Annotated in this window: 12 protein-coding genes and 1 pseudogene; 9 read left to right on the forward strand and 4 right to left on the reverse strand. The window is 72.3% G+C overall.

Translation table 11 applies throughout. The features are described from left to right. Positions 1–157: 157 nt before the first annotated feature. Positions 158–1,777 (forward strand): DUF885 domain-containing protein, encoded by a 1,620-nt coding sequence (locus tag AB0B57_RS32905; RefSeq protein ID WP_357078881.1) that lies wholly within the window; start codon positions 158–160, stop codon positions 1,775–1,777. A gap of 21 nt (positions 1,778–1,798) precedes the next feature. Here the strand turns inward: AB0B57_RS32905 and nudC are convergent, their stop codons facing one another. Both nudC and AB0B57_RS32915 read right to left on the reverse strand, forming a co-directional pair. Then, positions 1,799–2,782: an NAD(+) diphosphatase gene (nudC, locus tag AB0B57_RS32910; protein ID WP_357078885.1), complete on the reverse strand. Its 984-nt coding sequence runs from the start codon at positions 2,780–2,782 to the stop codon at positions 1,799–1,801. Then, positions 2,779–3,471: a hypothetical protein gene (locus AB0B57_RS32915; protein WP_357078888.1), complete on the reverse strand. Its 693-nt coding sequence runs from the start codon at positions 3,469–3,471 to the stop codon at positions 2,779–2,781. Before AB0B57_RS32915 ends, nudC begins: the two co-directional genes overlap by 4 nt. Before the next feature lie 213 nt (positions 3,472–3,684). Between AB0B57_RS32915 and eno the strand changes: the two genes are divergently transcribed. From eno to AB0B57_RS32935, 4 genes are read left to right on the forward strand one after another with little or no spacing between them, the layout of a single operon-like run. Beyond that, the gene (gene eno / locus AB0B57_RS32920; RefSeq protein ID WP_184181511.1) at positions 3,685–4,968 is read left to right on the forward strand and encodes a phosphopyruvate hydratase; all 1,284 of its coding nucleotides are present in this window, start codon (positions 3,685–3,687) and stop codon (positions 4,966–4,968) included. A gap of 31 nt (positions 4,969–4,999) precedes the next feature. Next, positions 5,000–5,641: a septum formation initiator family protein gene (locus AB0B57_RS32925; RefSeq protein WP_357078893.1), complete on the forward strand. Its 642-nt coding sequence runs from the start codon at positions 5,000–5,002 to the stop codon at positions 5,639–5,641. 34 nt (positions 5,642–5,675) lie between these two features. Further along, positions 5,676–6,233, forward strand: coding sequence for a DUF501 domain-containing protein (locus tag AB0B57_RS32930; protein ID WP_357078896.1), 558 nt, complete (start codon positions 5,676–5,678; stop codon positions 6,231–6,233). Continuing rightward, the gene (locus tag AB0B57_RS32935) at positions 6,230–6,766 is read left to right on the forward strand and encodes an amino-acid N-acetyltransferase (protein WP_357078899.1); all 537 of its coding nucleotides are present in this window, start codon (positions 6,230–6,232) and stop codon (positions 6,764–6,766) included. The genes AB0B57_RS32930 and AB0B57_RS32935 overlap by 4 nt, the downstream gene beginning before the upstream one ends. Before the next feature lies 1 nt (position 6,767). Here AB0B57_RS32935 and AB0B57_RS32940 read toward each other — a convergent pair whose 3' ends face one another. Next, positions 6,768–7,604, reverse strand: coding sequence for a PHB depolymerase family esterase (locus AB0B57_RS32940; RefSeq protein ID WP_357078903.1), 837 nt, complete (start codon positions 7,602–7,604; stop codon positions 6,768–6,770). A 142-nt stretch (positions 7,605–7,746) separates the two neighbouring features. Between AB0B57_RS32940 and AB0B57_RS32945 the strand changes: the two genes are divergently transcribed. The 4 genes from AB0B57_RS32945 (at position 7,747) to AB0B57_RS32960 (ending at position 11,255) form a co-directional block, all read left to right on the forward strand. Beyond that, complete coding sequence (locus tag AB0B57_RS32945) at positions 7,747–8,772, forward strand: helix-turn-helix transcriptional regulator (protein WP_357078907.1); 1,026 nt, start codon at positions 7,747–7,749, stop codon at positions 8,770–8,772. Between the two features lie 22 nt (positions 8,773–8,794). Continuing rightward, on the forward strand, positions 8,795–9,733 hold the full coding sequence (locus AB0B57_RS32950; protein ID WP_357079087.1) for a Ppx/GppA phosphatase family protein: 939 nt from the start codon (positions 8,795–8,797) through the stop codon (positions 9,731–9,733). Positions 9,734–9,879: 146 nt separating this feature from the next. Next, a complete protein-coding gene (locus tag AB0B57_RS32955; protein ID WP_357078910.1) occupies positions 9,880–10,212 on the forward strand; it encodes a PadR family transcriptional regulator in 333 nt (110 codons plus the stop codon). Beyond that, on the forward strand, positions 10,209–11,255 hold the full coding sequence (locus tag AB0B57_RS32960; RefSeq protein ID WP_357078913.1) for a hypothetical protein: 1,047 nt from the start codon (positions 10,209–10,211) through the stop codon (positions 11,253–11,255). Before AB0B57_RS32955 ends, AB0B57_RS32960 begins: the two co-directional genes overlap by 4 nt. 78 nt (positions 11,256–11,333) lie before the next feature. On the opposite strand, the pseudogene AB0B57_RS32965 reads toward AB0B57_RS32960, so the two are convergent. Further along, a pseudogene (locus AB0B57_RS32965) lies at positions 11,334–11,679 on the reverse strand (hypothetical protein); the annotation flags it as partial.

An 11,679-nucleotide genomic window follows, 5' to 3' on the forward strand; every position in this document is an offset into this window, starting at 1 on the left:
CCTGCCGATGCCCGAACGTCACCACACCCGGCCTCGCCACCAGCACCTCCACCACAACCAAGATCAGTTGCACTGAAGCCTAGAAACCACCCCGAGGTGGATGGCAATAACTTCATGATCAACCGAGGTCAACGGGCCCGGTCGGTAGGGTGGGCCGGTGGAAGCGTTTGGGGTATTGGCTGAGCGGGTTGTCGAGGCTCTGCTGGAGTCGCGGCCGGGGGTTGCCACCTCGGCGGGGGATCACCGGTTCGACGACCGGCTGCCGGATCTCTCCGCCGACGCGCTCACGGCCGATCGGGCGATGCTCTCCGACGCGGCCAACGCGCTGTCCGAACTGGATCCGGACTCGCTCGACGTCGACGAGCAGGTCGACCACGCGCTGCTCACCTCATTCGTGGATCGGGAGCTGTTCGAGCTGACCGAGATCCGGTCGCACGAGTGGGATCCGTTGCGCCACAACCCCGGCCCACTGCTGCATCCGCTGCTCGCCCGCCCGTACGCCCCGGCGGAGGTGCGGCTGACCCAACTGGCCGGCCGGCTCGCCGCCGTACCTGACGCTCTCGCCACCGCCCGTGCGACGCTGCGGGACATGCCGCGGATCCACGCGGAGACGGCGGTCGGGCAGTTCACCGGCACGGCGGCGCTGATCCGCGACGAGCTGCCGGCGCTGCTCGCCCAGGCGCCGAGCCAGCTTGACCGGGTCGAGCCGGCGGCGACCGCGGCGATCGCCGCGCTTGAGGAGTTCGTCGCCTGGCTGCGGGCCGGCCTGGCCGCCGACACCGGCCCCGGCCGTGACCCGCGACTGGGCCGACGTCGCTGGGAGGCCCGCCTCTGGCACACCCTGGACACCGAGCTGGGCGCCGCCGAGATCCAGCGCCGCGCCTGGGCCAACCTGGACCGGGTCACCGCCGAGATCCGCGAGGCGGCCGTCGAGCTGGTCGGCGGTCGGGCCGACGACGCGGCGGTACGCCAGGCGCTGGACCTGCTCGCCGCCGAGCACCCGGACGACGCGACCATCGTCGAGCTGGCCGGCGTGACCCTGGACGACGCCACCGACTTCGTCCGCGCCCACGACCTGGTCACGCTCGTCGACGACACGTGCGTGATCCAGGAGATGCCGGAGTTCGCGCGTGGTGTGGCGGTGGCCTACTGCGACTCGCCCGGCCCGCTGGAGACCGCGGACGTGCCCACCTTCTACTGCATCGCGCCTACCCCGTCGGACTGGCCGGCGCACCGGGTCGAGTCGTTCTACCGCGAGTACAACGACCACATGATCAAGAATCTGACCGTGCACGAGGCGATGCCGGGGCACTTCCTCCAGCTCGCGCACGCCCGCCGCTACGTCGGCGGCACCCGGGTCCGGGCACTGGCCGAGTCCGGCCCGTTCATCGAGGGCTGGGCGGTGTACGCGGAGGAGCTGATGGTGGGGCTCGGTTTCGGCGGCCTGCCGGTGCGGTTGCAGCAGCTCAAGATGCAACTGCGGATGACCATCAACGCGCTGCTCGACCAGCTGGTGCACGCCGAGGACCTGTCCGAGGCCGAGGCGATGGCGTTGATGACCGGGCGCGGTTTCCAGGAGGAGGGCGAGGCCGCCGGCAAGTGGCGCCGTTCGTTGCTCACCTCCACCCAGCTCTCCACCTACTTCGTCGGCTACAGCGAGGTCGCCGAGATCGCCACCGCCCGCCCGGACGGCGTGTCGGTCCGCGACTGGCACGACGCCATGCTCGCCCACGACTGCCCGCCCCCGCGCCACCTGAGAACCCTCCTGGCGATCTAGACCCGCCGCGCAGCGCGCGGGTCAGCGCCGCCGGGCGGTCACCGACGCGTCGATCAGCCAGCGCGAGATGGAGTACGCGGACGGCAGTTCCGCCGGCAGCGCGTCCAGGCCGAACCACCGAGCCTGGGTCAGTTCCTCGCCGTCGACCACCGGCTCGGCGTGCGGGTCCGCGGCACGGGCGGTGAACCCGGCGAGCAGCACACCGGGGCCGGAGATCGCCCACGGCTGACTGCCGAAGTAGGCCAGGTCGTCCACGGACAGCCGGACCTCCTCGCCAACCTCCCGGTGCACCGCCGCCTCCAGTGTCTCGCCAGCCTCGACGAAGCCAGCCACCAGTGCCCACAGCCCGGTCGGCCCGTTCGCGTGCCGGACCAGCAGCAGCTCGTCTGCGTGACCGACCGGGCCCGGCCGGGTGATCGCCACCAGCACCGCGGCGGAGAGCTGCATCGGCACGTACAGGTCGCAGTCGGGGCATCGTCGGGCGGTCTCGCCGGGCAGGTCGGTCAGCTCGGCACGGCAGGCACCGCACCACCGGTGGGTACGCCGCCACGTCAGTACCGCCAACGCCCGGCCGGCGAGCGTGGCGTGTGGCTCTGGCACCTCGGCGGCGAGCGAGGCCCAGCCGCGCGCCCGGCCGGGCAGACCGTCGGCGGTGGACAGGTCGGTGGCCCACGCGGGTGTGCCGTCGAGGGTGCCCAGCGGCACCCAGTCGGTGTCGGCGGGCAGGTCGACCACCCGCAGCGGTCGACCGTCGGTGCCGGTCAGCAGCTTCGTCCCGGTCACCGGCAGGGCCAGGTCACCGGGGGCCGGCGGCCGGCTCCGGTCGGCCGACGGCCGAAACCCGTCGCGCGGTGCGCTGGACGTGGTTCCGCTGGCGGGTGCGGTGGCCGCCGGCCCGTCGTGCGGTGCGCTGGATGAGGGTGCGGTGGCTGCCGGCCCGTCGTGCGGTGCCGCGGACGTGGCAGCGCCGCGCCCTGGCGTGGGCCCAGCCGTCCGGTCGGTCACGAGCCGGCGGGGCGACGGTCCACGACACCGGCGCCGGTGGGCGGGTCGAACGCGCCCGTGTCGACGGTCGCGGAGTAACGGCTCAGCGCCAGGTCCATCGGCTTGCCGTCGACCGGCCCGACGAAGCTGCCGAGCACACCCTCGGTGGTCACGCAGGCGGTGAAGTCGCCGGACGAGCTCTGCACCTCGACGCAGGCGGCGTGGTGCCCGGCGACTGTGGTGTCGCTCTGCCTGATGACCGCCTGCGGGTCGAGCGCGGCGGCGGTCAGCAGCCCGACCACCACCGGCGGGGTGACGAGGCCCTGGCGGTTGGCCTCGCCGAAGAGTGTCACCGTGGGTTTGCTGCCCGGGGTGGGCGGGGCGAGCACCGTGCACTCGGGGCGGGCGCCGGTGGTCGTACACCTGGTGATGGCCTCCGGGGTGACGGTGAGTCGCCCGCCCGGGTAGGTGTACGCGGACCTGGCCGGGTCCTGCGCCTGCACGATGGCGGCGCGCTGGCCGCCCGGGAGTTGGTAGTCGGCTGAGTAGGTCAACTCCAGCGCCCGGTCGAGCCGGGCGGCGAGGTCGTTGACGAGTTCCGAGCGACCCATGGCGACACCGGCGTCCTCGAATGTCTGACAGCCGGTGACCGTGAGCGACGCGATGACCGACACGGCGAGCATGCGGAGAGTGGTCGAGGCGGCGGGCATGGCGACCAGCCTGGTGGATCTGGTCCGCGCAGCGCAAACCCGTTGCCGGTTGACGCCCGGAAATCCGGGAATGTCCGTCAACGCGGGGCGACTCGGGTGCGCGGGCGACGCCGTGCCCGTTCGCGCGGCCCGATACGCTGCGTTCAACACCTGCCTCAGCCGCACCGTCGCGGCCCACCCACGGACCGGATCACAACAACGAGGAGCGACTTAGTGGCAACCATCGAGGGAATCGTCGCCCGGGAGATTCTCGACTCGCGGGGCAACCCCACGGTCGAGGTCGAGGTCGGCCTGGACGACGGCACGGTCGCCCGCGCCGCCGTGCCCTCCGGCGCCTCCACCGGCGCCTTCGAGGCGATCGAGCTGCGCGACGGTGACGCCGACCGCTACCAGGGCAAGGGCGTGGAGAAGGCGGTCTCCAACGTCGAGGACAAGATCGTCGACCAGATCATCGGGTACGAGGCCAGCGAGCAGCGGCTGATCGACCAGAAGATGCTCGACATCGACGGCACCGACAGCAAGTCGGAGCTGGGCGCGAACGCCATCCTCGGGGTCTCCCTGGCGGTGGCGAAGGCCGCTGCCGGCAGCGCCGAGCTGAGCCTCTTCCGTTACCTGGGGGGCCCGAACGCCCACCTCCTGCCGGTGCCGATGATGAACATCCTCAACGGTGGCGCGCACGCCGACTCGAACGTCGACATCCAGGAGTTCATGGTCGCGCCGATCGGTGCGCCCACCTTCCGGGAGGCGCTGCGCTCGGGCGCCGAGGTCTACCACGCGCTGAAGTCGGTGCTGAAGAAGAAGGGCCTGTCGACCGGGCTCGGCGACGAGGGTGGCTTCGCGCCGAACCTGCCGACCAACGCGGCAGCCCTGGACCTGATCGCCGAGGCGGTCGAGAAGGCCGGTTACCGGCTCGGCACCGACATCGTGTTCGCGCTCGACGTGGCGGCCACGGAGTTCTTCGACAACGGCACCTACACGTTCGAGGGTGCCGCGAAGTCCGCCGAGGAGATGAGCAACTACTACACCAAGCTGGCCGGTGACTACCCGATCGTGTCGATCGAGGACCCGCTGGCGGAGGACGACTGGAGTGGTTGGCAGACGCTGACCGCCTCGATCGGCGACCGGGTGCAGATCGTCGGTGACGACCTGTTCGTGACCAACCCGCAGCGCATCGCCCGGGGCATCGCGGAGAAGTCGGCGAACGCGGTCCTGGTCAAGGTCAACCAGATCGGTTCGCTGACCGAGACCCTGGACGCGGTGGACCTGGCCCACCGGGCCGGTTTCAAGTGCATGATGAGCCACCGCTCCGGCGAGACCGAGGACACCACCATCGCCGACCTGGCGGTGGCCACCGGCTGCGGTCAGATCAAGACCGGCGCTCCGGCCCGCTCGGACCGCGTCGCGAAGTACAACCAGTTGCTCCGGATCGAGGAGGAGCTGGCCGACGCGGCGCGCTACGCCGGCGCCGGCGCGTTCCCGCGCTACCGTTCGGCCTGAGCACGGGAAGCCTCGGGGGAGGGGTGTGACGATGCAGCAGCGCCGCACACCGGGTGGTCAGCGTCCCACCCGCCGGCCGGGTCAGTCCGGCCGGCCGGGTGGTGGCCGGGCCACGCGGGGATCGGTCCGCGAGGCCGGCGTACGCGCCGAGCCGCGCGGCACCGCTGGTCGGGCTCCGGGCGCGTCCCGGGGCGCCGACGGCGTGCGCTCCGCGAATCGTCCGGCCGCCGCTCGGCGTACCGCCGCCGGTGGTTCCGTCAAGCGGCTCGCCGCACCCCACCCCCGTCGCTTCACCGGTCGGGCCACCGTGCTCTTCGCGGTCCTGATCGCGCTCGCGCTGGCCTACACGTACCCGGTCCGGGTCTACCTGGACCAGCAGGCCGACATCGAGCGGATGGAGGCGGCCCAGGAGGCGCAGGAGGCGGAGATCGCCAAGCTCGCCGCCGAGGCCGCCAACTGGAACGACGAGGAGTACATCAAGACGCAGGCCCGGGAGCGGTTCTTCATGGGCTCCCCGGGCGAGAAGATGATGGTGGTGCTGCACGACGCGGAGGGTGCCGCCCGGGACGCCGGGAAGTCGGCCGGAGCGGCCGCCCCGACCGGGCCGGTGACCTGGTATGACACGCTCTGGTCGAGCGTGCGGGCGGCGGACAGCCAGCAACCGGGTAAGTGATCCACCGACCAGCGCACCAGGAGAGATGGGCACCGTGACTGTCGTACCACCGTCGAAGCCGGCGGCGGATTCCGTACCTCCGCCGCAGCGCGAGCCGGCCACCGAGGCCGACCTGGCCGCGGTGGCCGCGCAGCTCGGCCGCACGCCCCGGGGCACCCGGGCGGTGGCCCACCGGTGCCCGTGCGGGCTCCCGGACGTGGTGGAGACGACTCCCCGTCTCTCCGACGGCACGCCGTTCCCGACGCTCTACTACCTGACCTGTCCCCGGGCCACGGCGGCGTGCAGCCGGCTGGAGTCGGCGGGGCTGATGAAGGAGATGGCGGACCGGCTGACGACGGATCCCGAGTTGGCCGCCCACTACCGTGCCGCGCACGAGGACTACCTCGCCCGCCGCGAGGCCATCGGCGAGGTGTCGGAGATCGCCGGTATCTCGGCCGGCGGGATGCCGGGCCGGGTGAAGTGCCTGCACGTGCACCTGGGGCACGCGCTGGGTGCCGGCCCCGGCGTCAACCCGTTCGGTGACGAGACGTTGGAGCTGGTCGAGCCCTGGTGGGCGGCCGGTCCGTGCGTGGACGTCCCGGCGGGCGAATGAGCGCGCCGGCCGGGTCCTCGGCACCCGAGAGTCAGATCGTGGTGCGGCGGGCCCGCACCGGGGACGTGCGGGGCATCCGGCGGCTCGTCGACACCTACACCAACGACCGGCGGCTGCTGAGCAAGGCGACGGTCACCCTCTACGAGCAGGTGCAGGAGTTCCGGGTGGCGGTCCACCCCTCCGACGGCACGGTGGTGGGCTGCGGCGCGCTGCACGTCATGTGGGAGGACCTGGCCGAGATCCGCACGGTCGCGGTGGATCCGGTCTGTCGGGGCCGGCGCATCGGGCACCGGCTGGTCGGCGAGTTGATCGACGCGGCCCGGGAGTTGGGGGTGGCCCGAATCTTCGTGCTCACCTTCGAGACGCAGTTCTTCGGCGCGTTCGGTTTTCAGGAGATCGACGGCGCACCGGTGCCGCAACCGGTGTACGAGCAGCTGCTGCGCTCGTACGACGAGGGTGTCGCGGAGTTCCTGGACCTGGAGCGGGTCAAGCCGAACACGCTGGGCAACACCCGGATGCTGCTGCGCCTGTAGGTCAGGCCTTGCGGGGGTGCGCGGCGAAGAACTCCCACATCAGGTCGGTGGCCGACAGCCCCGCGGAGGAGGCGGCGAGCGACCCGATCGTCGCCCCCGGCCAACTGTGGCCCATCTCGGGCAGGGTGTAGACGCTGACCTCGCTGCCGTTCGCGCAGCTCGCCACCGTGTGCGTCACGCCCGGCACCCCGGACGCCTTCGGGCTCGGCCGGCAGGAGAGCCGCTGCTGCCAGGTCTTGATGCCGGTCTGGAACGTCGAGGCGTACTGGTCCTGGCCGCCGATGAAGGTGATCACGGAGACCGGGCTCTTCGGCACGTAACTCTCGGCCGTGGTCAGTTTTCCGCTGTACCCACCGCTGACCACCCCGATCGCGGCGAACGTGCCGGTGCTCTCCACCGCCGCCCGGAAGCTCATGTCGCCGCCGTTCGAGATGCCGGTGAGGAAGACCCGGTTCGGGTCCGCGTGCCAGGTCCGCACCAGGTGGTCGGTGAGGGCGGTGAGGAAGCCGACGTCGTCCGCGCTGCCGCAGCAGACCAGCGCGTTGAAGCCGCCGTTCACCCCGTCGGGGTAGGCCACCAGCACGTTGTCCTTGTCGGCCTTCGCGTCCAGGCCGGCCAGCTCCTGGATGCCGGTGGCGCTGCCGGGATAGAAGTGCAGCGCGATGACCAGCGCGGGCGATCGGCTCGGGTCGTACCCGGATGGTGCGTGCAGCAGGTAGGTGCGGTCCTGGCCGTTGTGGCTCAGGGTGAGGTCGTGGTCGCCTGCGGTCAGGGGTTCGCTGGACGCGGAGGGCGGGGCCGGCGCGGGCCGCCCCCGCTCACCGCAAGCCGCAACCATGACAATGAGGCAGAGCCCCGTTAACACCGCCATCATTCGCCGCACTTCGGCCACCCCCCGTAGACCTGCGGTCCACTCTGGAGGCGGCCCGCTCACGGATCAACCCTTTCGGCCCTGGGCGAAGGGAGGCAGGCTGTCCCTCATGCTTCGTCTCCAGCTCGGGCCGGCCGACCTCTGCCGGGTGCGGTTCGCCGACCGGCTGCACCCGGTCGGCACCGCACTGCTGGCTGGCCAGTGGCTGCGGGACCCGACGGTCGCGGCGATGGCACCGATGTTGGCCGAGCGGGCGGCGGCGGTGGAGGGCACGGGCGACGCGCAGGCTGCCACCGCGACGCTGCGGCACCTGCTGCCCGCCCGGGGGCGGCTGCCGGACTTCGTCACCCCACTGTCCGGCCTGGAGTCGGTCGAGGCCGGCCTGGACGCGATCCGGGCCACCCCCGCGGAGCGGATCCGCGTCGAGACCATCGAGGCGTACGCGCAGGTGGCCAGCTCCCCGCTGCGGCGGCGGTTCGCGGCTGCCGATCCGGAGGTGTTGGACCTGTTCGGCGGGGCCGTCCGCACCTGGTTCGAGGCGGTCCTGGCACCGCTCTGGCCGGATCTGACGTCCGCGTACCGCCAGCAGGTGACCTGTGCCAGCCAGCGGCTGGCGCAGCATGGCCTGGACGGCCTCCTCGCGGGGTTGCACCCGGCGATCCGGTGGCGGGAGCCGGTGCTGGAGGTGCGGACGTGGTGGAGTGGGGAGCTGCCCGGCACCGGCCACGGGCTGATCCTGCTGCCCTCCCCGCTGGCCGGACCCCGCCCCCGGGTGCTGGTTCAGCCCGGTCACCCGATCCTGCTCGTCTATCCGACGGTGCTGCCCGCGCTCGGGGCCACCACCGAGGGCGATTCCCTCGGTCGGCTGCTCGGCGCCACCCGGGCGCTGGTGCTGCGCCGGCTGGCGAACGAGGGCGGGATGACCACCACCGTGCTGTCGCGCGCCGTCGGGATCAGTCTCTCCTCGGCCTCGGAGCACGCCACCGCGCTGCGGTCGGCCGGGCTGGTGGCCAGCGAGCGGGAGGGCGGGGCGGTTCGGCATCACCTGACCGCGCTCGGCGCGGAGTTGTCGAGCGGCTCGTCCGGCGGCTCGGCCATCCGGCAAGCGGCGGGGCGCCCGCCCGTCCTGCCGTAAGGTTGCTGCCGTGACGACGCGTGTGGCGGCCATCGACTGCGGGACCAACTCGATCCGACTGCTTGTCGCCGACCTGCCCGAGGAGTCCACCGGGTCGCCGGCGCCGCTTGTCGACCTGACCCGGCGGATGGAGATCGTCCGGCTCGGCCAGGGTGTGGACCGCACCGGCCGGTTGGCGCCGGAGGCGATCGAACGGACCCGGGTGGCGCTGTCGTCGTACGCGGCGGACATCGAGAAGCTGGGCGCACAGCGGGTTCGCATGTGTGCCACCTCGGCCTCCCGGGACGCCGCCAACGCCGACGACTTCACCGAGATGGTGCGGAGCACCCTCGGCGTCGCACCCGAGGTCGTCACCGGCGACGAGGAGGCCCGGCTGTCGTTCACCGGCGCGGTGCGCGGCCTGCCGGCCGACGCGAAGGAGCCGTTCCTGGTCGTCGACATCGGTGGCGGCTCGACCGAGTTCGTGGTCGGTGACCGGGCCGACGGCGTGCGCGCGGCGATCTCCGTGGACATCGGTTGTGTCCGGATGACCGAGCGGCACCTGCCCGGCGACCCGCCGACGTCCGAGCAGGTCGCGGCGGCGCAGGCCGACATCGCGGCGGCGGTGGACCGGGCGCTCGCCGTGGTGCCCGGCCGCGAGGCGGCCACCCTGGTCGGCCTCGCCGGGTCGGTCACCACCGTGGTCGCCATCGCCCAGGGCCTGCGGGAGTACGACCCGGAGCGCATCCACCACGCCCGGGTGTCGTACGAGGCGGTCGCCCGGGTGACCGCGGATCTGCTGGGCCAGACCCGTGCGCAGCGGCTGGCGATTCCGGTGATGCACCCGGGCCGGGCCGACGTGATCGGCGCGGGCGCCCTCGTGCTCCGCGTGATCATGGAGCGGGCCGGGATGCCGTCGGTGGTCGCCTCCGAGCACGACATCCTCGACGGCATCGCCTGGAGTCTCCAGCCAGCCACCTGATCAACTCGTCCTCGTTGAAGTCGCGGTGTCCGGGTCGCCGGGACGCCCCGGCTTCCTGAAAGCCGAGTCGATCACGCCCGCTCGCGCCCGGCGTGTCGGGGCGAGATCATTGACGGTACTTCGCATTGCACAGTAGTGTGCATTGCGTGGACACCACACAGTTGCTGAAGGGCGTGCTCGACATGGCCGTCCTGGCCGTGCTCCGGGAGGAGGACGGTTACGGTTACGACATCCTGCGCCGGTTGCGTGAGGCCGGCCTGGAAGAGGTCGGAGACGCCTCGGTCTACGGGACGCTGCGCCGCCTCTTCGCCGCCGGCCTGCTCACCACCTACGTGGTGCCGAGCGAATCCGGGCCGCACCGCAAGTACTACTCACTCAACGCCGCGGGGCGTGACCAGTTGACCCGCTCCGGCAAGCTCTGGCGCTCGTTCGCCACCACAATGGACACTCTGCTCGACGATCGGGGGTTGGCGGCATGACCGTCACGGAGCAGGAGATCACCGACTACGTGGCGCGGGTCCGGGCCGCTCTCGCCGACCTGCCGCCCACGCAACGCGACGAGCTGACCGAGGATCTTGCTGACCACCTCACCGAGGTCGCCGCCGAGGCCGAGGGCACCCTCGTCGAGCGGCTGGGCGAGCCCGAGACGTACGCGGCCGAGCTGCGCGCCGCGGCCGGTGCCGCACCGGGCGGCGGTGGGCGCAACCTCGACCAGCGGGTCGCCGCCGCGCTGGTCCGGGCCCGCGGCCGGCTGAGCGCGATCGACACCCGGCTCGGTCCACCCCTGGGGTACGCGCACGCCAGCGACTTCCTCCGCCTGCTGCGCCCCGGCTGGTGGGTGCTGCGCGGCTACCTGGCGGCGATGCTGGTCAGCGTGGTCAGCAGCGGCGGCGGCATTGGTCTGCTGCCCCGCTTCGGTGGCGAGCTGCTGGCTGGCCTGTTCATGCTGGTCGGCTTCGTCCTCGCCTCGATCTGGCTCGGTCGCCGCTCCGCCCGGCTGACCCGCTGGCCACGATCGGTCGTGCAGGTGGGCAGCGCGGTGCTGGTGGTCTTCGCGCTCGTCGGGCTTGTCGACGCCGAGAATCGGCACGGCAACGACTACTACTACGACCAGACCTCGGTCGACAGCCAGTACAGCCGGGTCCGGGACGTCTTCGTCTACGACGGTGAGGGCCGGCTGGTGGAGAACGCCCGGCTCTTCGACCAGGACGGCAATCCGATCCGCCTCGGCTACCCGGACTGTGAGGGTCCGGTCAACGATTACGGAGCCCCGCTGCTGCGGCCGTACCCGTACTGCGTGGGCCGGGCGCCCTTCGGCCCTCGCGGTCCGGCCGGGTCCAACCCCAACCTGGCGCCGCCCGCGTTCAGCTCGCCGCCGGCGGATCCGACCACCACCCCGACGGCGGACCCGACTCGCACGCCGACCAGCACGCCGACGGCAGGCGGTACGGCGACCGACGAGCCCTCGGCGGACCCGACCGCGACACCGGCCGGCACGCCGAGCCCCACCCCGACGAGCTGAGTGACGGTGTGAACTGGATCATGCGGGCGACTGTGGGAAATAACTGAACGGACGAGGCGGGCGGGACGACACCGGAAATCAATGATCGTTACGGTGTCGTCTGCTCATCCACCCCTCGGAAGGAACCCCCGTGCCAGAGCAGGTCGCAACGCCCTCCGCCTCCGATGGTGCACCAGCTGAGCCGGCCAACGCGACGCCGGAGCCGGCCGTCGAGACGCCCCAGCCGGCCGAGCCGCAGGCGGGGGTGTCGCGTCCCGCCGAGCCGAAGTCGACCGGGTCGGAGCTGACCGAGTCGGGTCCGACCGAGCCGGAGTCGACCGAGCCGAAGTCGGAGCCGAAGCTGGAGTCGAAGTCGACCGAGCCGCGTGCGGCCGGGTCGGAGTCGGAGGAGTCGAAGTCGGCGTCGGCGTCGGCGTCGGCCGAG

Source organism: Micromonospora sp. NPDC049101 (genome assembly GCF_040648675.1).
Classification (GTDB): domain Bacteria; phylum Actinomycetota; class Actinomycetes; order Mycobacteriales; family Micromonosporaceae; genus Micromonospora.